Below are 24,452 nucleotides of genomic sequence, written 5' to 3' on the forward strand. Positions count from 1 at the left end.
AGTTGTTAACTTAGTGTTATCAAACCCAATTTGTAAATAGTAATTTGTTGGTGGTGAATACAAAATAAAAATGATACTTTTACTTGCGAATTGTTGGGCAAATTTCATAACATTAAGATAACATTATCAATATGCTGTGTATTTAACTTTGCTTTTTTAAATTGATGACCCAAAAATGGAAGATCCATATATTTTAATGCTAATTGCATTAGCTGTTTTAGCTATTGTAGATTTGGTAGTAGGCGTAAGTAATGACGCTGTAAACTTTTTAAATTCAGCAATTGGCTCTAAAGCTATTTCTGTTAGAAATATTATGATTATTGCTAGTGTTGGTGTATTCTTTGGTGCAGTTTCTTCTAGTGGAATGATGGAAGTAGCTCGTAAAGGTATTTTTAACCCAAGTATGTTTGTATTTCAAGATGTAATGTACATTTTTATGGCAGTTATGATTACAGATATCTTGTTATTAGATGTGTTTAACTCTTTAGGTATGCCCACCTCAACAACAGTTTCTATTGTTTTTGAATTGTTAGGTTCTGCTGTTGTAATTGCGTTGATAAAAATTACACAAAATGACACCCAAAGTTTATCTGCAATCTGGGAATATATTAATTACAGTACTGCATCAAACATTATTTTAGGAATTTTATTATCAGTGGTTGTTGCTTTTACTGTTGGTGCCATAGTACAATATTTTTCTCGTGTAATTTATTCTTTTAATTTTGAAAGTAGGCCTGCTTATATTAATTCTTTATTTGGTGGTTTTGCGATTACAGCTATTACCTATTTTATTATCATTAAAGGGTTAAAAGGAACGCAATTTTATGGAAGTTTAAAAGGATATTTAGAAGGTAATACTTTAGAGATTATAGGAGCTAGTTTTATAATTTGGTCTATTCTATCTCATTTAATTACCAAAGTTTTTAAATTGAATATCTTAGTACTAATTATTGGTGTTGGTACCTTTTCTTTAGCTATGGCTTTTGCAGGTAATGATTTGGTAAACTTTATTGGAGTGCCTATTGCTGCATTAAATTCTTACGAAGCCTGGAGCGAAGCTTTTAGTATTTCTGGTACTTCTCCAGATACTTTTTCTATGGGCAGCTTGGCTAAAAAAGTACCTTCTAATATATGGTTATTACTGTTGGCTGGTGCAATTATGGTGGTTACACTTTGGACTTCTAGCAAGGCACAAAATGTAATAAAAACAGGTATAGATTTATCTAGGCAAGGAGAAGGACATGAGAAATTTCAACCCAATAATTTATCTAGAGTTGTGGTTCGTTTTGCCATGTTTTTAAATACTGGTGTAAACTACCTAATACCTAGTAAGACACAAAATTTTATTAATAAAAAATTTGAAAAACCAGTTGTTCGATTACCTAAAGATAAAACCTTTGAAATGCCAGCCTTTGATTTGGTTAGAGCTTCTGTAAACCTAATTATGGCCAGTGTTTTAATTTCTATTGCCACTTCTATGAAGTTACCTTTATCTACAACATATGTTACTTTTATGGTGGCCATGGGTACTTCTTTAGCAGATAGAGCTTGGGGACGTGAAAGTGCAGTGTACAGAGTAGCTGGTGTATTAAATGTAATTGGTGGCTGGTTTTTAACGGCAATTATTGCTTTTGTAGCTGCTGGTATTGTGGCTTATTTAATAAGTTTAAGCATTGCATTTATACCTATTCTTTTGTTATTAGTTGCCTTTTTAATTACAAAAAACTCCATTGCACACAGAAAAAAAACAAAAGAAATAAAAAGAAAAACACATATAGAACGATCTGAATTAATTACCATTAATGGTGTAATTGAAGAAAGTTCAGATCATATTTCTGGTGTTGCTAGTAGAGTTAGTAAACTGTATACAAATGTTGTGAATGATTTGGCAAATCATGATTTAAATAAATTACGTAAAACAGATAAACACGTAGAAAAATTAAATAATGAGATTGATGATTTAAAAGACAACGTATTTTATTTTATTAAATCTTTAGATGAAACCTCTGTACAAGCCAGTCGTTTTTATATTATGGTTTTAGGCTATTTACAAGATGCAGCGCAATCTATTAGTTATATTTCTAGAGCTAGTTTTAAACATGTTAACAACAACCATAAGAATTTAAAAAAGGGACAATTAAAAGATTTAAAAGCTATAAATAACGATCTTTCTCAAATTCTTGATAATGTTAGTGATGTTTTTAAATCTCGTGGTTTTGAAGATTTAAATTCTATTTTAATTCAAAAAAGAGTTTTATTAGAAAATGTGTCAACATCTGTAGAAAAGCAAGTAGCAAGAATAAGAACAGATGAAACAAGTCCAAAAAATTCTACCTTGTATTTTAGTATTTTACTAGAAACTAAAGATTTAATGAAAGCTTTAATGAACTTGCTTGAAACCTATGAAGAGTTTTATCTAAGCACAAAGTAATTTTTTATTGTTACTAAAACCAAAAACCTAGATTAAATACCCAAAAGTTTTGTAAAGTTCCTGGAGACCATGTATACTTTAATTCTATTGGGCCAATTAAACTATTGTAACTATACCCCAAGGCATAACCAGATTTGATATCTTTAAATATTTCGATATCTTTAAACACATTACTGTCTAACCTTGCATAATTTGCTATAAAAGTGGCATAGTGATTTTCTGCAAAAGCATATCTTAATAAAAATTCTGATTTCACAAACGAATCATCAGATAACTCTGCAAAATCATATCCATATAAAGATACAAATGTGTTTACATAATTTTGGTTATATCCTCCTAAATAAAAGTCGAATATGTTATTTGAATCAGCACTATTTAGCGTAAAACCTGCTTCATTAGTGTTTTGAAACGTTAATTTATTAAAAAATGTTGTAGCAAAACCTAAAGTTCCTCGGGTTTGTGCAAAACTACTAAAAGCATCATTATAGCCAGTTGCATTCAAATACCATTTAAAATTTAAATTAGCAAAGTATCCTTTAGTTACAAAATATTTTTTATCGTAAGTATCTAGTTTTAAGTAACCAAATACATTATAATAGTTTGTATTATCTATAACTGTTTTTTCGTTATTTACTAAAATTGTTTCTGTAGTTGCTTTTAAAAATTTATGTTCTACACCTAATCCTAAAGCAAATTTTCTATCGAAAGTAGTTTGTACAAAAAATTGATTTGTAATATCTGTATAACTTACATTGATAGTGCTAATATTTGGAAACTGAGACGTGATAGGGTTAAATTTAGAATTGGTTCTGAAATGGTTGTATCTAGATTTCAAACCATAACTTATGTAAAAACCATTGTCTACAAAATAGTTTAAATTGTATCGTAAATTATCGCCTAAAACCACATCTAAAGAAAATAAATCGTTATTTCTTAAAACGTGTTTTTGGCTATAGTTTACCAAAACGCCAGATTTATAAAGTAAATCGTAATGACCACCTAAGCTTACATATGCGTTATCTTTACCTTCTTTTAAATTAAAGCTTAATAGGTAAGAACTATCTTTTTGATGTTGTAATTGATAAGCTATTCTATCGTAATTTTTTGTGGCAGATAAAAAGTTAATTCTTTTTGATATTTCTTGTCTAGTAATGCTATCTCCCTCTCTAATTTTTAGCTTTCCTAATACAAAAGCTCTGGTGTAATTTTTAGAGCCTGTTAAGTTAATTGCTGTAATGTAGCGCTTATTGGTATTGATAACAAGGGGCTTTTTTTCTTTTTTTCCTTTTTGTTTATCAGCAAGTTCTTTAAAAATTTTACGGTACTTTTTGGCTTCTATTTCTCCTTTTTCTAAGATTTCATCCTTTTTATCAAAATCTACAACACTAAACTTAAAAATATCTGGATGAATGTATACATCTAGCTTTTCTTTTTCTTTTTTGCTTTTATTATACATCTGATAACTCACAATTTGATTCAAAATTTCAATAGCAGAAGTTAGGTTTTCTTTTTCAACCAACCTACCTTCTACATCTACACCAATTATAATATCCATTCCTTTAGATTTCATAATAGATACCGGAAAATTATTAGCAACACCACCATCTATAAGTAATTTATCATCAATAACTACAGGATTTAATAGTGTTGGAAATGAACCGCTTGCTCTTAAAGCTAAGGGTAATGAACCTTTTTCTAACAATACTTCATTGCCTGTTTCTACATCTGTTGCTACGCAAAAAAACGGAATAGAAAGTTTAGAAAAGTCCGATATATTTTCGGTACTATCTAATAGTTCAAATAACAAGTTTAAAATGTTTTGACCTTTAGATACCCCTTTTGGTAGGCCCACTTTTCCTTTAGTAACAGGCAAGGTAATTTTGGTTTTTTCTAAATACTCTTTTTCAAAAAAAGTTGCAGAACTTCTGGGCAGCTTATCTCTTAAAAGACTAACAAAATCGGTTTTTTTTACAATCTCCTCAATTTCAATTGCAGAAAATCCAGTAGCATACAAACCACCAATAATGGCACCCATACTAGTACCACCAATATAATCTAATTGAATACCGGCTTTGTCAATTTCTTTTAAAATACCTAAATGTGCAAAACCTTTTGCTCCACCACCACTTAATACTAAACCTATTTTGGGTTGTTTTTGTTGTGCTATAACCAATATTGGAAAAGCTATTGCTAAAAGAAAGAGTTTAACTTTCATTTTCTTTTTTAGGATGATAATATTCATGCACTTTTACAGCTCTTGCATTTCCAATTACTTCTTTTAAAGCATCAAAAGAAGCTTCTTTAACACGTTTTGCCGATTTAAATTTACGCAATAAATTGGTAATGGTTTGTTTGCCAATGTCTGGTATTTGTTCTAGCTCTGATTGAATGGCACTTTTACTACGTTTATTTCTGTGAAACGTAATTCCGAATCTGTGTGCCTCGTTTCTTAAAAACTGGGTAATTTTTAAGGTTTCCGATTTTTTATCTAAGTACAAAGGAATTGGATCATCTGGATAATAAATTTCCTCTAAGCGTTTAGCAATACCAATAATTGCAATTTTGCCACGTAAGCCTAAAATTTCTAAACTTTTTACTGCAGATGAAAGCTGCCCTTTTCCACCATCAACAATAATTAATTGAGGTAAAGATTGGCCTTCTGCCAATAAGCGTTTGTACCTTCTAAAAACAACTTCTTCCATAGATGCAAAATCATCTGGGCCAACAACTGTTTTTATGTTATAATGTCTGTATTCTTTTTTGCTAGGTTTACCATCTCTAAACACCACACAAGCTGCAACAGGATTGGTTCCTTGTATGTTAGAATTATCAAAACACTCTATATGCCTTGGTTCTTCTTTTAAACGCAAATCTTTTTTCATTTGCGCCATAACTCGTTTTACATGCCTATCTGGATCTACAATTTTTATCTGTTTAAACTGCTCTTGTCTGTAATATTTTGCATTGCGTTCAGAGAGTTCTACAATTCGTTTTTTATCGCCTAATTTGGGGATGGTTACTTTAATATCTTCACCAATATCAACTTTAAAAGGCACATAAATTTCTGGTGATTGCGAATGGAAACGTTGCCTAATTTCTACAATAAAAAGCTCTAATAATTCTTTGTCGGTTTCGTCTAGTTTTTTCTTAATTTCTGTGGTATGAGATTGAATAATTGATCCATTAGAAATCTTTAAAAAATTGGCATATCCATGGGTTTCATCAGAAATAATACTAAAAACATCTACATTACTTATAGACGGATTTACAATAGTACTTTTTGCTTGATAACTGTTTAAACGATCTAGCTTTTCTTTAATTTTTTGAGCCTTCTCAAATTCCATTTGCGTTGCAAACGAATGCATTAAATTGGTTAAACGCTCTATACTTTCTTTAAAATTACCTTTAATAATATTTCGAATTTCTTTGATAGATTCGTTATAATGTGCTTCAGTTTCTAAGGCTTCGCAAGCTCCTTTACAGTTTTTTAAATGATATTCTAAGCATACTTTATACCTACCTTCGTTAATTTTCTGTCGACTTAAATCGTAGTTACAGGTTCGTAAAGCGTACACATCTTTTATAACCTCTAACAGTACTTTTACAGTGCGTACAGAAGTATAAGGCCCATAATATTCAGAACCATCTTTAATAACTCTTCGTGTTAAAAAAATTCTTGGAAAACGTTCTTTTTTAATGCACAACCAAGGGTAAGTTTTATCGTCTTTTAACAAAACATTGTATCGAGGTTTGTACTTTTTAATTAAGTTATTTTCTAATAAAAGTGCATCTGTTTCTGTATTTACAACAATGTGTTTTATACTGTTTATGTTTTTAACCAACACTCTGGTTTTACCACTATCGTGCGTTTTTGTAAAATAAGAACTTACCCTTTTTTTTAAGTTTTTAGCTTTACCAACATAAATAATTTTGTCTTCCTTATCAAAATATTGATATACACCAGGAGCATTTGGTAAGGTTTGTATTTGAAGTTCTAAAGATGCAGACATGCCCAAAAGTAATTAATTTTGAGTGATAATTTAATCGATTTGTGCTTCAAATTCTGTTAAAAAAATAGAGTTGGTATTATCTACAACTTGCCATCCATAAATAGCTGATAGTTGATAAATTTTAGAAATTTCTTCGAAAAAACGTGTTTTTGCTTCTTTTTTTAAGTGGGTTAACGCAGCTGTCTGTTTTATTTTTTCGATGCTTTTTTGGTTGATTTTATTTAAATCTTCTTTAGAAAAAGTATTAAACTGACTTTCTTGTAAATCAAAATATTTAATATCTGGTGCAATAGTAACCTCTTCTTTAGGTATTTTGTTGATGTAAATTTTCTTTTGTAAAGAATCTATTTGAATTTCTAATTTTGATAAATCGTAACCCACTTCTACTTTAGCATTAACAGTTACAATAGCTTGTTTATCAAAAGATAAATAGTCGTAAAAATATTTTTTAGAATCTTTAAAATTGTACACTTCAGAAAAAGTACTGCCAGAAACCACTAACTTACTTAAGTTTTTAATGGAATGTACCACTACATTTATTTCTTCTTGTGTTTGATGTTTATCTTCTTTTTGATACCAAAACTTTGCAATAAAAAAGCCGATTAAAAAAACGAGAATGTACCTTGAAACCTTCATAAATATAGTGTGTTAGCAATTCGATAAAAATTACAACACAAGTTACTAAAAAACAAAATGTAAATTAGAAAAAGATTATTCTTCTGTAGTTGTTGCCTCAATTTCTTTAGTATCTTCTTTGGGGAAAGCTTGTTTGCTAAAAATAAAAAGTAAGGCTACACCAATAGAAATATAGGAATCTGCTGGATTAAAAATATATTGAAAAAAAGTAAATGGATCTCCGCCAACAAACGGAATCCATTCTGGTAAATCTCCACTCCAAATAGGAAAATAAAACATGTCTACCACTTTACCAAAAAACAGTTTACCATCTGTGGTTTCTGGAAAAAGAGTAGCCACCTCATGTTTTGGATGATTAAAAATTACTCCGTAAAAAATAGAATCGATAATATTACCAACAGCACCAGAAAAGATTAATGAAATACCAATAATTACGGCATTATGTACTTTACGTTTTATAGTGCCTTGTAACCAATAAATAATAGCACCTACAGCTACAATTCTGAATATTGTTAAAAAAAGCTTACCAGCATTACCCCCAAATTCAATGCCCATTGCCATCCCGTTATTTTCTACAAAATGGATTCTAAACCAGTCAAAAACTTTAACTTCTTCACCTAAAACAAAGTTAGTTTTTATATAGATTTTTATAACTTGATCTAAAATAATGGTGATTAAAATCGTAAGAATTGCAATATTCTTTTTTGACATTTCGCTGTTTTTGAAGCCACAAAAATAAGAATATTATTCAGAATAGATTACTCTTAATTTAAACTCTATATCTATGAGTTTTTTTACCGTTTTTTTTTGTTAAAGTTTTAATAGCACTATTAATCTACTTCTCTTCCTTTACTTGCTTGTAAAAGCTCAAACCAATCTTCTAAATCTAACTTTATAGAAAGCGCTTTATTTGCGTTTAAAATTCGGTTTGTATTGGTTGTACCAATTACTGGAGATATTTTTGCGGGGTGTTTTAAAATCCATGCAAGTAAAAGAACGTCTTCAGAAACTGCGTATTTATTCTTTAATTTTTCTAGTACAGCCTTAATTCTTTTCGATTGCTCATTTTCTGCTCTAAAAACCTTGCCTAATGGACTCCAACACATAGGTTGTATTTGGTTTTGTAACATCTGATCTAAACTACCATTGTTCATTGCAGAAGGTTGACTTAAAGAAAACTCAACTTGATTTACGGTAACCGGAATTTTATCGTTAATTAACGTTACTTGAGATGGTGTAAAATTAGATACTCCAAAATTCAAGATTTTTTGTTGTTCTTGTAGTTCTAAGATGGCATCTCTAATTTCGTTAGGATCCATTAGCGGACTTGGTCTGTGCAATAAAAAAGTATCTAAATAATCTGTTTTAAGATTTTTTAACGATTGATGTGCACTATCAATAATATATTTTTTAGAATAATTATAATGCTTTATTGTATTGGTTCTTGCATTTCCCACCAATTGAATACCACATTTAGAAATCAATTTTATCTTATCTCGATCAATTTTACTTTCAATCAAAGCTTTTCCGAATTCTGATTCAGTAGAATAATCCCCATAAATATCTGCATGGTCAAAAGTGGTATTTCCATTTTGCACACAGAATTGAATCATTTCAATTTGCTCTTTGGTAGAAAACTGCTTTCCCCATTTTCCCCAAGACATGCATCCTATTACTATTTCTGATTTTGGCATTTTATTCTTTATTTATTATTGTTGCACTTGCTTGCGCTGTAGGATATACCACTAAATCTTCGATATTTACATGATAAGGTCTTGTAACTACAAAGTTGATAATGTCTGCAATATCTTCTGCCTGTAAGGCTTTAAAACCCTTGTAAACGGTTTTGGCTCTTTTTGTATCTCCTTTAAAACGTACATCAGAAAATTCGGTTTCTACCAAACCTGGATGAATACCTGCAACTCTGATATTGTATTCGTTTAAATCTAATCGCATGGATTTATTTAAAGCGTTTACAGCGAATTTTGAGGCACAATACACATTACCATTCTTATAGACTTCTTTACCTGCTGTAGAGCCAATATTTACAATAAAACCTGAGTTATTATCAATCATTTTTGGAATAATTGCTTTTGATACATACAATAGGCCTTTTACATTGATATCTAACATGGCATCCCAATCATCAATATTACCTTCTTGAATTGTAGTTAAACCGTGTGCATTACCTGCATTATTGATTAAAATATCGATATTTTGAAAATTTTTAGGCAACGATTGTATTGCTTTTTGTACTTCTTCTCTTTTAGAAACATCGAAGTTTAGTGTAATTATTTCTGTTTGATTGCTTAATGTTTCTTGTAATTTAGTTAATCGCTCTTGTCTTCGACCACAAAGAATTAATTTTATATTATTTTGGGCAAATAATTCTGCTGTAGCCTTACCAATTCCGGATGTAGCGCCTGTTATAAATGCTGTTTTTTTCATTTTTTTAATTGTATTTTAATACAGTTCTATTGATGTAGGTTAGGTTTTGTACAAACATCTTTTTACTGCGCTTAAGTTGACAAATAGTGTATAAAAATAGTGAAAGAAATTTACTTTATTTTTATTTTAAAAAACTACTTTTTGTCAATTGTAAACAACGAAAAAGCCACCCTCCTCAGGGTGGCTTCTCTTTCGATTGATTATTTAAAATAACCAACCAAAAATCAACTAACCAAACTTTATTTTAAATTTCTTCTATCTTTTGTTTTTCTTATTACTTTAGTACGTTTTCTGTTGTTATTCCTTACAACCTCTTTAGCACTTTTAACATTCTTTTCACCTTTTAAATATTGTATAAAACCTCTACCTAAAAACTCATATGTTGTGTCTGAACTAAGGTGATAAAGACTTATCCTTCCATCATTAACAACGCTTAATTCAAACTCTTCTATATCTCCACCATCATAATTCAATGTTAAAATTTTAAGGTCGTCAAAACCATTTACATCAAATATTTCATATCCTCCTACATAATCCCAATTAATGTTTGCAATTTGTGTGCCAAGATTATCTTGAGAACTATAAAATGTTGTTATATTTTCTGGTGTAAATCCTAAGTAGTTTTCATTATCAAAAGGATTTTCGCTACCTCCAACTACATTAATTTTTTCCCAAGCTTCGTATTCTTGTAAAAAATATTCTATGTTTTCGTAAAACAACCTGTCGTAATCGAAATTGTTAATGCTATATCCTACTAAATAGTATGCTACATTTTCTCTATAATTGTACAATCTAATTTCGCTGTTAGAAATAATATCTACTTCAAAATCGTTAAAACCATCTACATCGTGATTGGTTTCTAAAAGGCCATTGAAAGCATTGTAAGTTCCTACATCAATTCCGAAACCATTTCCTGTTCTTCCAATATCCACAATATTATTATTTGCATATAAAATGCCATTGATAAACGATAATGTAAATGCTCTAGATACATAAGGTACATCTCCAGTACCTGTTGTTCTATGATAATCTACATACCATAAATCGTAACCACTAACAACATCTTCTAAAGTTAATGGATATTCTTCTACAAAACCATCATTATAAATGGTACAAGAAGTTAATAATGACCCTGTAATAATAATCGTAAAAAGTAGTTTTAGCGTCTTCATAAGCTTTCTGTTTTATGGTTATACTTATCAATATTCAAATTACGTGCCAAAAAAAATCCATTCTTATATGAATGGATTAAACTATTGATTTTAAGTTTCTTAAAAATACAAATAAAAAGAATTTATTTTACTTTTTGAAGTAATTTTATACTGTAATATGCTAAATTTCCATTGATTCTATAACTAATTACGGCTTGATTTTCTTTTAACTTAAAGGGAAATTTTTTTATTTGTGGTATTGGATTATTCAATTCTTTAGTTGGGTTTTTATCTAAAACAAGCTCGTTTTGTTTGCTTACTGTGTTAAAATAACCAATGATAAATTTACCAGATGTTGCATTTTTAGTTTGAAGTTTTGTTGTTTTATTTCTAAAATATATGTTCTCAAACTTAACATCTTTGTTTGTTATATAGTTGATTTTTACACTAGTTCCTTTAACGCCTGGCTGATCTCCTGCCCAATTTTCATATACTGCAGTTGATATTTTAAATGGTGCATTTTTATCAAATTGTAAACTGCTACATTGAGAAAAACTGATAATAAAAATTAATATTGATAAATGTTTCATTGTTGATTTTTATTGCATTCCCTCCAAATTATGTGCCAAGATAAAAACAAATTTAAATTTAATGTTACAATAGCCTACAAAATAAAAAGAGGTAGCAATTGAATTGCTACCTCTTTTTTTACATTATTCCTTAATGATATAAGGCTATTTAATTTAGAAATTGAATCTAAGTGCTGCGTTCCAAGTAGTACCGAAACCAAACCAAACTGAATTTCTTACATCAATACCTTCCCAAGTATCAAAGCTTCCATCAGCAGCAATATTTGTATTAGATTCTGCAATGTATACTGTATCAAAAACATTGTTAACATTTACTCTAAACGAAGAGTCCATACCTAAAAACGTAAATCTTGCAGTTGCTCCTAAATCTACTAAACCATAAGAAGGTAATTTTAAAGCACCATCATTATCTTCAGTATCAAAGTCTTCGATTGAATAATCTGCATATAAACCGTCTACAAAACGATAGTTAGCATCAAAGCTAATTTTATCACTTAAGTCATAATCTAAACCTAAACTAGCCGTTGTTTGAGCAGCATCACCTACTTTAACATCTTCTAAATATAAAGTACCTGTACCTACTAAGGTTTGGTTGTCATCAAATAAAGATGATTCAAAATCTTTAGTATATCTCCAGTCTCCTAAAGAAAACATACCTGTTACTTTTAACTTATCTGTAGCATAATATGTAGCTTCACCCTCAATACCATTGTGTTGTACATCTATATCTGTAAATTGCGCTGTACCAAAATTTGAAGAGTTTGGAATAGGGAAACTTCTTGATAAGAATCTATTACCCCAAGTAGTTGCGTATGCATTAATTTTTATGTCTAATTTACTAGTTTTATAACCATACCCTAACTCAAAAGATACAATTTCTTCATTCTGTAAATCTTCAGAGATAGCGTTACCAAAGTTTGGAAAAACTGCATCGAATAAGGGTTGTCTAGAGATAAAACCTGCATTAAAAAATACGTTTGATTTTTCGCTAAAGTTATAGTTAGCACCACCTTTTACATAACCACCAGTCATGTTTTTTGTGTCAGAAACTGGATTATTTGCTGGTTGATTGAAGTAATCTTCTCTTTGAAAAGATTGATTAGAAACCCCAAACTGTAAAACTGCAGTTATTTTTTCTTCATCGTTATATTCAACTAAACCGTTAACACCTTGCCAACCTACAACACCTACGTTATAGTAATCCATTTTTACAGTTTTTAAACCTGTATCGTTGAATGGAGAAGCTTTTACAACGTGATTTATAATTTGTCCAGCTGAATTTTCATTTCCTGTAGAAAAGTATCCATCTAAACCTAATAAATCATTTAATACTCTGTAGTGATATCCTCTATAAGATCTTAAGTCTACACCAATAGAAGCATTGAATTTACCAAAAGTTGCATCTAAACTAGAGATACCTCCATACCAATCGTGAGAGTTCATAGAAGCTCTTCTTACTAAAACTGCTCTATTTACATTATCGTCTCTAAAACCATTAGAACCAATTAACTGACCAGCGTAATCACCAACAGATCCAGTATATGCAGCAGTAGATGCTCTATTTTCAGCCACTAAAGCATCAAAATTAATAGTACCATCTGCATTTCTGGCTCCTCTACCATCTTCATTGTAGTGTTCAGTTAAATCTTTTCTAAAAGGTAAAATGTCTAAAGTTGCATTTCTAAAGTTATTTCCTCTAGGACCTGTTCCACCTCCACGACCCCAAGAGCCATAAAGAGAAGTATTTAATTCTAAGTTTTCAGAAATTTCCCAATCCCAGTTAAAGGTAGCTAAAGGTTTGTTGTAAAAGTTTCTTCTTAAGTTGTATTCTTCTCCGTTTAAAGTACCTCCATTAGAGTTCCATCTTCTATCAATACCACTATCTCCAAAGTTTTGGTAATCTCTAATTGATACCCAAACATCTCTTTGGTGGTGCCATTGACCTGCCCCTAAGAATGATAAATTAAATTTTGATTTAGACCCTTCTGGTTCATAACCTACAGCTGCAAAATACGTATACCCTTCACCAGAAGTGTTGTCTACGTAACCATTACCTTCCCATCTTGATAATAATACTGAAAATGCCCATCCTTTGTCATTTGTACCAGTATTGTAAGAAGCTCCTGTTTTTAAGTAACCATCGTTACCAACCATTTGAAAGAAAGAACCTCCTTGAGTTTTTTGAGCTGCTTTTGTAAAAATAGAAACAGTACCACCTACAGATGGAACAGCTAATCTAGAAGCCCCTAAACCTCTTTGAATTTGGATTCCAGAAGCAACATCTGTTAAACCTTGCCAGTTAGACCAGTATACCCAACCGTTTTCCATATCGTTAACAGGTTGACCATTGATTAAGAAAGAGGTATTACTTTGATCGAAACCTCTTAAAGAAATTCTAGAATCTCCATAACCACCACTAGTTTTAGTAGCATACACACCAGGTGTGTTGTTCATAATTTCTGGAAATTCTTGGTTACCTACTTTTAAAGAAATTTCTTGTGGAGTAATTGTAGATACAGCAATTGGAGTTTCTCTCTCTTTTGCAATATCAATTACACCAGAAGTAATTACAATTTCATCTAAAGTGTTGCCTAATTCTAATTGAATAGTTCCAACGCTTGAAGAAGAAAAAGCTACTTCTTTACTTTTGTAACCAATGTAAGAGATTACAAGTGTACCAGAGTTTTTTGAAACGTTTAACGTAAACTTACCGTTAAAATCGGTGTCTGTACCGTTTTTTGTTCCTTTTTCTAAAACACTTGCTCCTGGCATTGGTTGGTTTGTTTCGTCAACAACAGTACCAGTAATTTTAGTTTGCCCTAATACTGTGGCTGACACAAATAGTAACGCAACAAGTAATAAGTTTTTAAAATTTTTCATCGTTTAATTTGTTTATTGAATGATGTCGCAAAATTCTTGCTTTTACAGCATTGGTATGTTAACCTAATGTTAAGTTTTAACGTAAAATTAAGATATAATAAAGCACAAAAAAAGTGTTTAATTTTTAAAAATCAAACACTTATGTATAAATCGCTTTATTACTAAAAACTTAATTTCGAGTTAACCTTTTACTAAGTTAAAGATGATTAAAGAAACCTACTGTTTATTCAGTAATTTTTTAGCTAGTTCTTTACCTAATTCAACTCCAAATTGGTCATAACTGTAGATATTCCATAAAATACCTTGTGTGTAAATTTTATGTTCGTAAAGAGCAACTAACTTTCCTAAAGACTTAGGTGTAAGTTTATCGAAAAGTATTGCATTACTTGGTCTATTACCTTCAAAGACTTTAAAAGGAAGTAATTGATTGATTTGATCTTCATCACCAGAAAATTGCAATTCTAAATGCACCTCTTCTTTTGTTTTTCCAAAAGCCAAAGCTTCCATTTGCCCATAATAATTTGCCATTAATTTTTTATGATGATCAGACAAACCATATAGTGACTCTTTATAACCAATAAAATCTGCAGGAATTAACTTTGTTCCTTGATGTACCAATTGCATAAATGCATGTTGCATATTTGTACCTGTACTACCCCAAACAATTGTACCTGTTTGATAATCTATTTTATCGCCATTTCTATCTACACCTTTACCATTACTTTCCATAATAGCTTGTTGTAAATAATCTGGAAGTTTCTTTAAGTATTGAGAATAGGGTAAAACTGCTTCTGTTTCTGCCATATAGAAGTTGTTATACCAAATGCTAATTAATGCTAAAATTACAGGAATATTATTCTCAAATTCTTCATTTCTAAAATGGATATCCATTTCTTCTGCACCATCTAATAAGGATCTGTAATTATCAAAACCAACAGACAAACTAATAGATAAACCTACTGCAGACCATAGAGAAAAACGACCACCCACCCAGTTCCACATTGGGAAAACATTCTTTTTATCGATACCAAAACTATCTACAGCTTCTAAATTTGTAGAAACCGCTACAAAGTGTTTAGGAATATCAAAAATAGTAGCCGATTTTAAAAACCAGTTTTTAATAGTTTCTGCATTAGATATTGTTTCTTGCGTTGTAAATGTTTTAGATACAATTACAAAAAGAGTCGTTTCAGGATTCAAATTTTTTATGATTTCTGAAACGTGATCTCCATCTACATTAGATACAAAGTGTGTGTTTAATTGATTTTTATAAAATTTAAGTGATTCTACAATCATATCAGGTCCTAAATCAGAACCACCAATACCAATATTTACAACATCTGTAATAGATTTGCCTGTATACCCTTTCCATTTACCAGAAATTACTTTGTTAGAAAAACTTTTAATTTTTCTTAAAGCTGTTTGTATTTGAGGTTTAATATTTTTACCATCAACCAAAACAGGATCATCAGAAGTACTTCTTAAAGCAGTATGTAGTACTGCCCTACCTTCTGTTACGTTAATTATATCACCAGAAAATTGACTTTCAATCGCTTTTTTTAGCTCTACTTCTTTTGCCAATTCTATTAATAAATCTATAGTTTCTTTGGTGACTCTATTCTTAGAAAAATCTACTGATAAATCATCAAACTGTAAAGAAAAGTCTGATACTCTATTTTCATCTTTATACAAATCTTTAATAGTGATATTTTGAATATCGTTAAAGTGATTTGCTAGTTTTTGCCAAGTTTGTGTTTTAGTTGGGTTGTGATTTGGTAAAGCCATTTTTTAGTTTTTTGCTATGATTTCATTTACTTCTGCAGGCTCCTCTACAGGAACTCTGTTGTAATCTAATTGATATTTTAGGGGTTGTATGAATTTAAAAAAGATTGGTTTAATTTCTTTTTTCATGGGTTTTGCTTCAGGCAATTTTATTTTAGGGTTTAGAGGATCTACTTGTCTTCCATTTTTCCAAAAACGATAACAAACATGAGGTCCTCCAGTATTACCTGTCATACCCACATAACCGATAACATCTCCTTGTTTTACATATTGTCCTTTTTTTACGGCTTGCCTACTCATATGTAAATACTGAGTAGAATAGGTGCTGTTATGTTTAATTTTTACAAATTTTCCATTACCACCTCTTCTTGTAGATTCTGTAACTGTTCCACTTGCTGTTGCTATAATTGGAGTTCCTATTCTAGCTGCAAAGTCGGTTCCTTTATGTGGTCTTATTCTATTGCCATAATACGCAATTCTTCGTCGTAAATTATATCTTGATGAAATTCTGTATTGGAATTTTATAGGTGCCTTTAAAAAGAAACTACGCAACATATTTCCTTCCTCATCATAATATTCTGGAATTCCAAGGATAGAATCTGCAACAAATCTAAAGGCGTATAAATCTTTGTCTTTGTGTTTAAATACTGCCGATTTTACTTTACCATATCCTGCAAAAGTACTATCGTCGATAAACTTTTCTTCATAAAGTATCTTAAAAGAATCTCCTTTTTGTAGTCGATAAAAGTCTAAAGTCCAAGCATAAATATCTGCAATGGTGTAGGTTAAATTAGGGTTTATTCCTAAGCTATCCATAGTTTGAGAAAAACTAGAATATACGATACCTTCTACTTCTTTTTCTACAACTTTAATCGGTTTTTTATAATTTTTAGCAATAATAATTGAATCTTTAAAATCTACTATAGTTGCATTAATTTTATCGTGTTTATAAATAAAAACCTGAGCTTTTTCTGTAGAATCTTTGCTTGCTAAAATAGTGTACGGTTTACCTGCACGTACTCTTCTAACATCAAAAGTATCTTTAACAACAGCTGCAATTTGATTTATTTTAGGATACATCACATGATGCCTGTCTAAAATAATTCCAAAACTTTCGCCACTTTCTATGGTATCTTGAATTACTTTGTAATCATCAATTTTATAGCCAAATCTAATTTCTGGTTTTGGTGCTTCTTTCTTAACAATTACAGGTTTTGGTGCTTCTTTTTTACAAGATGAGAAAGAGAGAATAAAAGCTAAAAAAATAAGTGTTTTTTTCAATGAAAATGGACTGTTTTAGATCGATATCAAAAATACAAATAAAATTGATTTCTTTTGAATCTAAAACAAGAAGTTGCTAAATCGTTTTTTATTATTTCTTCTGATAAAATCCAATGGCAAATTTTACCTTAAAAAGAAAGTAACAATGCTAAACTATTTTATTTTTTCGAAATTATTAGCCAATCCTTTATAAGCTTCTAACTCTGCCCTTAAAGAACCTACAGCCAAAGAGGCTTGCATTTTAATGGGTATTTTGTTGGCATCATCTGTAATCCAAATGGTAACACTTTCTTGTTCTTTAAATATTCTTCCAGACTCTACTAATGGTCTAAATATCATAGACTTTACCTTACCAAACTTTGTTCTTAACACTTCTCTACCTAAAAAACGAAGCTTAAAAGGATACACTTTGCTATCTAAAAACATATCTAAAGCTATTTCATCACCTTTTTTAAGGTGTTTAGTATCTGTATTTCTTAAATAATAAAAAGAAGACAACATATCTTGCACGTTTGTAAATGCAACAGAAGTATCTTTTTGATTTGTAAAATCTTGTACATAAGCTTTATTAGAAGTGTAATTAAAAGAGGTTATTCTGTGTTTTTTGTAGCCTCCCTCATTTATTTTTCTTTTAAATAAATACGGTTTTATGGAATCCTTATCAAAATAAGATTCGTACAAATCATCAACCTCAAAAAACCATTTAATCATGCCAGATGTCCAACCAGTACCTTTTGTATAAAATACTTGTTTGCCTTTAAACTCTTTTTCATGAACTTCTAAGATTGCAGAGCCAGCACGCAAAAAACCACTATAACTCATTTTATAACGCAACCACTCACCACCTTTAAAAGCATGTTGGGAATTTTGGCCATAACCAATTGTAAAATAGAATACTGTAAAAATTAAACAGATGAACTTTTTCATAATAGTCAAACTTATGAAAAAGGAATGACAAAACCCGTTCCAAAATAAAAAAAAGCCAATAACTAACCTTTAAAAAACTACTATTTAACGATTTGTTTAGATTTAAAACGTACCCCAGTTTTCTAATTCTTCTTTACTCCATAAATACGGATAAAAAATTCTTCTTTGATATTTAGGGTGCATGTATTTACGCCAGTTGCTGCCACCTGTAGCTTTTAATTCAGAATCGCTACCACCAATATATTTACTTGCTGCATTATAATGTGCCATAACCCATTTTACATTTACAGTATAATCGTAATGACGCATGGCTTTGATTAAAGTTTCCTCTTTTTGGACTTCTTTAGGCAATTGTTTGAATTTTAAAGAGAGGTTGATGTCGTTATAATCTTCCATAAAATCGATAAAATCTCCCATGTATTTTTTTTCAAAAAGATTTAACAAGGTTGATTTTTGGCCAGTGGTGTAATTTTTACCAGCTGCTTGCCAATACAAATGATTGTATGCATTTTTAAATGATGAATTTCTATCAATTGTATTTCTGTAACGAGCATCTATTAAATTGATCAATTCTGTAGATGCAAATTCAATTTTACGATATTGTGCTGACTGAAAGCCACTTGCAGGAGTTAATGTGTTTCTAAATTTTAAATATTGATCTCTTTCCATTCCTTCTGTCATCACATTAAAAGAACTACATAACATATCGAAATAACGACTAATTCTACCCAAATGCATCGAAAATTTATCGGCTGTTAACACAATTGCTTTTGCTACTTGTTCAATTTCCCAAAGAATCATTTTAAACAACAATTCATTTACTTGATGATACATGATAAATACCATTTCGTCTGGCTGATTGGTTCTTGGAGTTTGTAAACCCAAAAGTGCGTCTGTCTGAATATAATCCCAATAAGTAATTGGTGTACTGTGTAGCAAACCCTCTAACATAGCATCTACGGGAACACCTAGTTTATCGTATTTTTCTTCTATAGCCTTTAAAATTTGGTCTCTTTCCATCTTTTAGCTAGACTTTGGGTATTTTCTATCCGACTCAATATTGTTATCCTTTAGGATTTGATAAAACGTTTTTGATGAAATTCCGTACTTTTTACAAACATCCAAAACAGAAATTTTCTTTTTTTTGGTGTATAATTTAACAATATCTTTTTTCTTTTTTTCTTCTAAAAAAGCAATTAACTCTAGAGTAAGTTCTACCTCATCTAGCTCATTTACTTTTGCAATATCTTTAATATCTCTGGCTATTTTTCTTACAATTCTTTTCATGTAAATAATATTTGTGGGCTATTTTAAATACTCAAAGATAAAAAACAAAGGTTTAATAGTCTTCATAGCTATTTAACCTTTGTTATAACTTTATAAAGTTCCTCTTTTTGCTTGTTCTCTTTCTATAGATTCGAATAATGCTTTAAAATTTCCTGCTCCAAAACCTTTGGCTCCCATTCTCTGAATAATCTCGAAAAACAAAGTGGGCCTGTCTTCTACTGGTTTTGTAAAAATTTGCAATAAATAGCCTTCTTCATCTGCATCAATCATAATACCTAACGCTTTTAAACTTTCGATATCTTCTCTTAATTCGTGACTAAATTCTTCTAATCTACCAGGAACAGCTTTGTAATATTCTTCTGGTGGTGTAGATAAAAATTCTACGCCATTTAAGCGCAATTGTGTTACAGTTGCAACAATATCGTCTGTGGCAACTGCAATATGTTGTACACCTGCACCTTCATAAAAATCTAAATATTCTTCTATTTGCGATCTTTTTTTACCTTCTGCTGGTTCGTTTATTGGGAATTTGATACGTCCATTTCCATTAGACATTACTTTACTCATTAATGCTGAGTATTCTGTATGGATTTGCTTATCATCAAAAGATAAAAAGTTTTCAAAACCCATAACATCTTCATACCATTTCACCCAAACATCCATTTGATTCCAACCTACATTACCCACCATATGATCTATATATTTTAAACCTGCAATTGGAGGATTATAATCTGATTCCCATTTTTGGAAACCTGGTAAAAATACACCATTGTAATTTTTACGTTCTACAAACATGTGCACAGTTTCTCCATAAGTGTAAATTCCAGCTCTTACAACTTCTCCATGTTCATCTTTTTCTACTGTAGGTTCCATGTAAGATTTTGCGCCTCTAGATGTGGTTTCTTTATACGCTTGTCTTGCATCTTCTACCCAAAGTGCTACTACTTTTACTCCATCTCCATGTTTTACAATATGATCGTTTATTGGTGATTTGCTATTTAAAGGTGTTGTTAGCATCAACTTTATTTTGTCTTGAGTTAACACATAACTCACAGCATCTGTTGATCCTGTTTCTAATCCACGATAAGCATGCGATTGAAAACCAAATGCAGTTTTGTAGAAATGTGCTGCTTGTTTTGCATTACCAACGTAAAATTCCACATAATCTGTACCCAACAATGGAAGGAAATCTTGTGCTCCTTCGAATATTTTTTCGAGTCCGTAATTGACTGATTTTATTTCTTTTGACATCTTTTTTATTTTTAGCAGACCTTTCAGGTTTTTAAAACCTGAAAGGTCTTTTGTTTTTGGACAAGCTATTTGTTTATTTCTTCTCTTTGTTTGCAAACAAGTTTAGCCGTGATTGAACGGTTTGTTTGAAATCTTTTTTGACCTGAAAGGCAAAAAAATTGAGTAGTGAAAGCGCGAAATAGCTTCTAATAATTATTATTTTAAAGAACTTTTTACTGCAAATTTTAAGATTGAGTGTTCCCCTCCTTTGGAGGGGTTAGGGGAGGAAGCCAAGATTTATAATAATCTTCATCAGCAATTTTCATAGCCTCTTCTGTAACCTGTAAAGGCTTAAATGTATCTACCATAACTGCCAATTCTTCAGTTTCTGTTTTATCAATACTACGTTCAGTAGCTCCTGGATGTGGGCCATGAGGAATACCTGCTGGATGCAAGGAAATATGACCTGCTTCAATATCGTTTCTGCTCATAAAATCGCCATCTACATAATACAAAACCTCGTCTGAATCTATATTACTGTGATTGTAAGGTGCTGGTATTGACTGTGGATGATAATCGTACAAACGTGGTACAAAACTGCAAATTACAAATGCATTGGTTTCAAAAGTTTGATGAACTGGTGGTGGTTGATGAATACGACCTGTAATGGGTTCGAAATCGTGAATGGAAAATGCATACGGAAAATTATAACCATCGTAACCTACTACATCAAAAGGATGTGAGGCGTACACCATTTCTATAATTTCGCCTTGTTTTTTTACTTTGATGATAAAATCGCCCAACTCATTATGTGTTTCTAATTCTTGAGGTATGCGTAAATCTCGTTCGCAAAAAGGTGCGTGTTCTAACAACTGACCAAACCAATTTCTATAACGTTTTGGTGTGTAAACTGGTGAATAGGATTCTACGATAAACAATCTATTGTCTTCTGAATCGAAATCTAATTTGTAGATAATTCCACGTGGAATTACTAAATAATCTCCATATTTAAAATCGAGATTTCCTAAATGTGTTCTTAATTTTCCTGATCCTTTATGGATAAAAATTACTTCGTCTGCATCTGTGTTTTTGTAAAAATATTCTGTTGTTGATTGTTTTGGTGCCGCTAAAATAATATTACAATCAGAATTTGTTAAAACGATTTTTCTACTTTGTAAATAATCTTTTTCTGGTTGTACTTGAAATCCGCGAAAGCGATACGATTGAATATTATTGGCTTTGGCTATTGTTGGTTTTACAGAATATTGTTTTCTGATTTCTTTGACCATGGTTGGTCTGTGTTCGTGGTAACTGTTGGTAGACATTCCATCAAAACCAATGGTTCCAAACAATTGTTCGTAATATAAACTACCGTCTTTTTTACGGAATTGGGTGTGTCTTTTGGGTGGAATGTTCCCTAATTTATGATAAAAAGGCATAAGAAGTGTTTTATCGTTTAATTGTTTTAAAATTGATCTTCGTTAATGAGATCCTGAAACAAGTTCAGGATGACAACTTTCAGTTATCATTCTGGATTGCGTTTTATTAAGAATTTTAAAAAAGATAATAAATCTAAAAACATTTCAATCGATTTCGTAATAAAACAAAGATACAAAAAGCGATTCATATTCTTTTTTTTAGAATAACATTCAAAAATAAAAAAGCCAAAACAAGGATTTGTTTTGGCTTTTTATTGTGTTTCAGAATTCTGTTATTCTGTAGGTAATCTTTCGTCTATCATTTTTAATGGCATACCTTCCATTAAATCGAATACATCTATAATACTTCTAACAGTATCTTCTTCTTCTACTTGTTCATTTACAAACCATTGTAAAAATACTTCTGATGCAAAATCATCAGCATTTCTAGCTGTTTTAAAACACTTATAAATAGATTGTGTTACTGCTATTTCTTGGTCTAAAGAGGTTTCGTAAATAGCTCTTAAGCTTTCAAAATCGTTATTTACTTCTGGAATTGCTGGAGAAATTGCAGCACCACCTGCATCATTTATAAAGTTGAAAATTTTCATTCCATGTTCTCTCTCTTCCTCAGCTTGTTTGTAAAAAAAAGCTTTACTGTTTAGTAATTCTCTTTGATCACACCAAGAAGCCATTGCTAAATATGAGGCAGATGCATGCATTTCTAATGCAATTTGACCATTTAAAGCATCCATTACTTCTGGCTTAATAGTCATTTGTCTTCTTATTGCTGTTTTCATAATTTTCGGTTTATATATCAAAGATACAATAAAAACAGAAGTTGCTTAAATGCGTTAGTAAATTTAAAAATAATCTAAATAAAGAACTACTACAGATTAATAGCTATCGAAACAAAGTGCTAGTTCTTGTTGCAGGTCTAATAATTTAGGAATTTCTAAAAAAACCAAATGCTTTCGATCTGCAATAAATAGCAAAACATAGTTTTCGTTTTGTATAATATTCTCTAAATTTTCTGGTAAAGTAATCTCATTGATTTTATTACGCAATTGCAATAACTGAGGAAAAGTAAGTTGCATTCTTTTATCATCAATTACCAATTGATAATTACAAAAGGTTATTTGATGTAATTTGATATTGAATTGTATGTCTGTAAAAATGCTCACGCCACAAAAATAATCATTTATTTAGAATAAATAAAAATAAATTGACATGATGTTTTATGCGCTAACCAAAAAGGGCTAAAAACTGTTGGGATAAATGAAAGAAAAAGACTACATGTTTCTTTTTATGGGGCCAGTAACATCATCAATATTGTCTTTTACGTCTTTAATTTCGTTATTAATGTCTTTTACAATATTGGTATCTAAATTGTGCTCTTTAGAAGTGTCGTTAATTTCTCTTTTAATATCATTTGTAGCGTCTTTTACCTGACGCATGCCTTTGCCTAATCCTCTAGCAATATCAGGAATTTTATCTGCACCAAAAACCATAACTACAATTAACATAATTACAAAAACTTCTGGTGCTCCAATAAATAAAAAAATTGTATCCATAGATGTAACAAAGATAATAGTTATTCTAGAACTATTTTAAATATTAATATTAAATGTTAGTATTGTTGGCTTTCATTTTCGTTTACTTATTCCAAGTATAATAAAACCAAAAACGCAACAAAATAGTAATATTCCGAATTATACAAAATTTTAAAGTAAAGCTAAAGAAATCAAAAAAAATTGCGCAATTTATAAAAAAATGTATATTTGTTTACACAATCAACCCCCTAATTATGAAACCCCTACTTAAAATCATAACATCAACTTTGATTGTTGTTACTATCTCTTTTTTCAATACAAGAAATATAGAATCTCCTGAAAATCTACTGAATTTAGATCATATTGATGTTGAAAATATCCTGAAAAATCAAAAATTTGAATGTAGACCCTCATCCGATTTTGTTTTTGATGTACAAACCAATATTTTAAAAAAAATTAGAGGAGGTACTAACATTAATGCTAAAATATTTATTGTTGATAGAATTACGGAAAGAAAAATCTTAGTAGCACAAGAACACATTCTAGTTAAAAATTTTAAAGATGCTATTGGTATTACAGATTACAGAAATGTAGAATCTAATTTAAAAATTACTGAATTATCTAATGGTGATAAAATAGTTGGAAAGCATAATAATACTCTACACAGTTTTAAAGAATTACTAAAGTATGATTTTATTTACAACACCTACATACTGTCTACCAACAAGCTTTTACAATTAAAAAGATCTATTTAGTAAACACTATTGTTTTAAAATTAAACGCACAAAGGTGCTTTTAAATATCATTATTTTTTTGGTTTGTTTTTTA

21 protein-coding genes are annotated in these 24,452 nt (G+C 30.3%); 2 read left to right on the forward strand and 19 right to left on the reverse strand.

The window, feature by feature from the left end; translation table 11 throughout:
• The first annotated feature begins 175 nt into the window (after nucleotides 1-175).
• Entirely contained in the window at nucleotides 176-2,431 is a 2,256-nt protein-coding gene (locus ACW9UN_RS10170; RefSeq protein WP_459486154.1) for an inorganic phosphate transporter, read from the forward strand.
• A 13-nt stretch (nucleotides 2,432-2,444) separates the two neighbouring features.
• Here the strand turns inward: ACW9UN_RS10170 and ACW9UN_RS10175 are convergent, their stop codons facing one another.
• The 19 genes from ACW9UN_RS10175 to ACW9UN_RS10265 form a co-directional block, all read right to left on the reverse strand.
• Nucleotides 2,445-4,646, reverse strand: coding sequence for a patatin-like phospholipase family protein (locus ACW9UN_RS10175; protein WP_459486155.1), 2,202 nt, complete (start codon nucleotides 4,644-4,646; stop codon nucleotides 2,445-2,447).
• A complete protein-coding gene (gene uvrC / locus ACW9UN_RS10180; RefSeq protein ID WP_459486156.1) occupies nucleotides 4,636-6,441 on the reverse strand; it encodes an excinuclease ABC subunit UvrC in 1,806 nt (601 codons plus the stop codon). Before uvrC ends, ACW9UN_RS10175 begins: the two co-directional genes overlap by 11 nt.
• 30 nt (nucleotides 6,442-6,471) lie before the next feature.
• Nucleotides 6,472-7,077: a DUF4230 domain-containing protein gene (locus ACW9UN_RS10185; protein WP_459486157.1), complete on the reverse strand. Its 606-nt coding sequence runs from the start codon at nucleotides 7,075-7,077 to the stop codon at nucleotides 6,472-6,474.
• A 75-nt stretch (nucleotides 7,078-7,152) separates the two neighbouring features.
• Nucleotides 7,153-7,788 carry a lipoprotein signal peptidase gene (locus ACW9UN_RS10190; RefSeq protein ID WP_459486158.1) on the reverse strand — a complete coding sequence of 212 codons (636 nt, stop codon included), beginning with the start codon at nucleotides 7,786-7,788 and terminating at the stop codon, nucleotides 7,153-7,155.
• A 119-nt stretch (nucleotides 7,789-7,907) separates the two neighbouring features.
• On the reverse strand, nucleotides 7,908-8,771 hold the full coding sequence (locus ACW9UN_RS10195) for an aldo/keto reductase (protein WP_459486159.1): 864 nt from the start codon (nucleotides 8,769-8,771) through the stop codon (nucleotides 7,908-7,910).
• A 1-nt stretch (nucleotide 8,772) separates the two neighbouring features.
• Nucleotides 8,773-9,525: an SDR family NAD(P)-dependent oxidoreductase gene (locus ACW9UN_RS10200; protein WP_459486160.1), complete on the reverse strand. Its 753-nt coding sequence runs from the start codon at nucleotides 9,523-9,525 to the stop codon at nucleotides 8,773-8,775.
• A 239-nt stretch (nucleotides 9,526-9,764) separates the two neighbouring features.
• Nucleotides 9,765-10,697 (reverse strand): hypothetical protein, encoded by a 933-nt coding sequence (locus ACW9UN_RS10205; RefSeq protein ID WP_459486161.1) that lies wholly within the window; start codon nucleotides 10,695-10,697, stop codon nucleotides 9,765-9,767.
• Between the two features lie 122 nt (nucleotides 10,698-10,819).
• Nucleotides 10,820-11,266: a hypothetical protein gene (locus ACW9UN_RS10210; protein WP_459486162.1), complete on the reverse strand. Its 447-nt coding sequence runs from the start codon at nucleotides 11,264-11,266 to the stop codon at nucleotides 10,820-10,822.
• A 153-nt stretch (nucleotides 11,267-11,419) separates the two neighbouring features.
• Nucleotides 11,420-14,146, reverse strand: a complete 2,727-nt coding sequence (locus ACW9UN_RS10215; RefSeq protein ID WP_459486163.1) for a TonB-dependent receptor — start codon at nucleotides 14,144-14,146, stop codon at nucleotides 11,420-11,422.
• Nucleotides 14,147-14,362: 216 nt separating this feature from the next.
• Nucleotides 14,363-15,931: a glucose-6-phosphate isomerase gene (pgi, locus tag ACW9UN_RS10220; RefSeq protein ID WP_459486164.1), complete on the reverse strand. Its 1,569-nt coding sequence runs from the start codon at nucleotides 15,929-15,931 to the stop codon at nucleotides 14,363-14,365.
• Between the two features lie 3 nt (nucleotides 15,932-15,934).
• Entirely contained in the window at nucleotides 15,935-17,209 is a 1,275-nt protein-coding gene (locus ACW9UN_RS10225; RefSeq protein ID WP_459486165.1) for a M23 family metallopeptidase, read from the reverse strand.
• 153 nt (nucleotides 17,210-17,362) lie between these two features.
• Complete coding sequence (locus ACW9UN_RS10230; RefSeq protein WP_459486166.1) at nucleotides 17,363-18,136, reverse strand: DUF3108 domain-containing protein; 774 nt, start codon at nucleotides 18,134-18,136, stop codon at nucleotides 17,363-17,365.
• A gap of 102 nt (nucleotides 18,137-18,238) precedes the next feature.
• The gene (locus ACW9UN_RS10235; protein WP_459486167.1) at nucleotides 18,239-19,156 is read right to left on the reverse strand and encodes a tryptophan 2,3-dioxygenase family protein; all 918 of its coding nucleotides are present in this window, start codon (nucleotides 19,154-19,156) and stop codon (nucleotides 18,239-18,241) included.
• 3 nt (nucleotides 19,157-19,159) lie between these two features.
• Nucleotides 19,160-19,423: a hypothetical protein gene (locus ACW9UN_RS10240; protein WP_397444914.1), complete on the reverse strand. Its 264-nt coding sequence runs from the start codon at nucleotides 19,421-19,423 to the stop codon at nucleotides 19,160-19,162.
• Between the two features lie 90 nt (nucleotides 19,424-19,513).
• Nucleotides 19,514-20,674, reverse strand: a complete 1,161-nt coding sequence (gene hppD / locus ACW9UN_RS10245) for a 4-hydroxyphenylpyruvate dioxygenase (protein WP_459486168.1) — start codon at nucleotides 20,672-20,674, stop codon at nucleotides 19,514-19,516.
• Between the two features lie 224 nt (nucleotides 20,675-20,898).
• Nucleotides 20,899-22,092, reverse strand: coding sequence for a homogentisate 1,2-dioxygenase (locus ACW9UN_RS10250; protein ID WP_459486169.1), 1,194 nt, complete (start codon nucleotides 22,090-22,092; stop codon nucleotides 20,899-20,901).
• 272 nt (nucleotides 22,093-22,364) lie between these two features.
• Nucleotides 22,365-22,871 carry a ferritin gene (locus ACW9UN_RS10255; RefSeq protein WP_459486170.1) on the reverse strand — a complete coding sequence of 169 codons (507 nt, stop codon included), beginning with the start codon at nucleotides 22,869-22,871 and terminating at the stop codon, nucleotides 22,365-22,367.
• A 96-nt stretch (nucleotides 22,872-22,967) separates the two neighbouring features.
• Complete coding sequence (locus ACW9UN_RS10260) at nucleotides 22,968-23,255, reverse strand: hypothetical protein (RefSeq protein WP_459486171.1); 288 nt, start codon at nucleotides 23,253-23,255, stop codon at nucleotides 22,968-22,970.
• A 108-nt stretch (nucleotides 23,256-23,363) separates the two neighbouring features.
• Nucleotides 23,364-23,645 carry a Sec-independent protein translocase subunit TatA/TatB gene (locus ACW9UN_RS10265; protein WP_459486172.1) on the reverse strand — a complete coding sequence of 94 codons (282 nt, stop codon included), beginning with the start codon at nucleotides 23,643-23,645 and terminating at the stop codon, nucleotides 23,364-23,366.
• 233 nt (nucleotides 23,646-23,878) lie between these two features.
• Here ACW9UN_RS10265 and ACW9UN_RS10270 point away from each other — a divergent pair, with 233 nt between their 5' ends.
• Complete coding sequence (locus ACW9UN_RS10270; protein ID WP_459486173.1) at nucleotides 23,879-24,379, forward strand: hypothetical protein; 501 nt, start codon at nucleotides 23,879-23,881, stop codon at nucleotides 24,377-24,379.
• Nucleotides 24,380-24,452 lie beyond the last annotated feature (73 nt).

It is taken from the genome of Polaribacter litoreus (assembly GCF_054584775.1).

What these genes read in the sequence shown, in the direction of transcription:
- ACW9UN_RS10170 (WP_459486154.1), top strand. Translation starts at nt 176, where the DNA reads ATGGAAGATCCATATATTTTAATGCTAATTGCATTAGCTGTTTTAGCT.
- ACW9UN_RS10175 (WP_459486155.1), bottom strand. Translation starts at nt 4,646, where the DNA reads ATGAAAGTTAAACTCTTTCTTTTAGCAATAGCTTTTCCAATATTGGTT.
- uvrC (WP_459486156.1), bottom strand. Translation starts at nt 6,441, where the DNA reads ATGTCTGCATCTTTAGAACTTCAAATACAAACCTTACCAAATGCTCCT.
- ACW9UN_RS10185 (WP_459486157.1), bottom strand. Translation starts at nt 7,077, where the DNA reads ATGAAGGTTTCAAGGTACATTCTCGTTTTTTTAATCGGCTTTTTTATT.
- ACW9UN_RS10190 (WP_459486158.1), bottom strand. Translation starts at nt 7,788, where the DNA reads ATGTCAAAAAAGAATATTGCAATTCTTACGATTTTAATCACCATTATT.
- ACW9UN_RS10195 (WP_459486159.1), bottom strand. Translation starts at nt 8,771, where the DNA reads ATGCCAAAATCAGAAATAGTAATAGGATGCATGTCTTGGGGAAAATGG.
- ACW9UN_RS10200 (WP_459486160.1), bottom strand. Translation starts at nt 9,525, where the DNA reads ATGAAAAAAACAGCATTTATAACAGGCGCTACATCCGGAATTGGTAAG.
- ACW9UN_RS10205 (WP_459486161.1), bottom strand. Translation starts at nt 10,697, where the DNA reads ATGAAGACGCTAAAACTACTTTTTACGATTATTATTACAGGGTCATTA.
- ACW9UN_RS10210 (WP_459486162.1), bottom strand. Translation starts at nt 11,266, where the DNA reads ATGAAACATTTATCAATATTAATTTTTATTATCAGTTTTTCTCAATGT.
- ACW9UN_RS10215 (WP_459486163.1), bottom strand. Translation starts at nt 14,146, where the DNA reads ATGAAAAATTTTAAAAACTTATTACTTGTTGCGTTACTATTTGTGTCA.
- pgi (WP_459486164.1), bottom strand. Translation starts at nt 15,931, where the DNA reads ATGGCTTTACCAAATCACAACCCAACTAAAACACAAACTTGGCAAAAA.
- ACW9UN_RS10230 (WP_459486166.1), bottom strand. Translation starts at nt 18,136, where the DNA reads ATGAAAAAGTTCATCTGTTTAATTTTTACAGTATTCTATTTTACAATT.
- ACW9UN_RS10235 (WP_459486167.1), bottom strand. Translation starts at nt 19,156, where the DNA reads ATGGAAAGAGACCAAATTTTAAAGGCTATAGAAGAAAAATACGATAAA.
- ACW9UN_RS10240 (WP_397444914.1), bottom strand. Translation starts at nt 19,423, where the DNA reads ATGAAAAGAATTGTAAGAAAAATAGCCAGAGATATTAAAGATATTGCA.
- hppD (WP_459486168.1), bottom strand. Translation starts at nt 20,674, where the DNA reads ATGTCAAAAGAAATAAAATCAGTCAATTACGGACTCGAAAAAATATTC.
- ACW9UN_RS10250 (WP_459486169.1), bottom strand. Translation starts at nt 22,092, where the DNA reads ATGCCTTTTTATCATAAATTAGGGAACATTCCACCCAAAAGACACACC.
- ACW9UN_RS10255 (WP_459486170.1), bottom strand. Translation starts at nt 22,871, where the DNA reads ATGAAAACAGCAATAAGAAGACAAATGACTATTAAGCCAGAAGTAATG.
- ACW9UN_RS10265 (WP_459486172.1), bottom strand. Translation starts at nt 23,645, where the DNA reads ATGGATACAATTTTTTTATTTATTGGAGCACCAGAAGTTTTTGTAATT.
- ACW9UN_RS10270 (WP_459486173.1), top strand. Translation starts at nt 23,879, where the DNA reads ATGAAACCCCTACTTAAAATCATAACATCAACTTTGATTGTTGTTACT.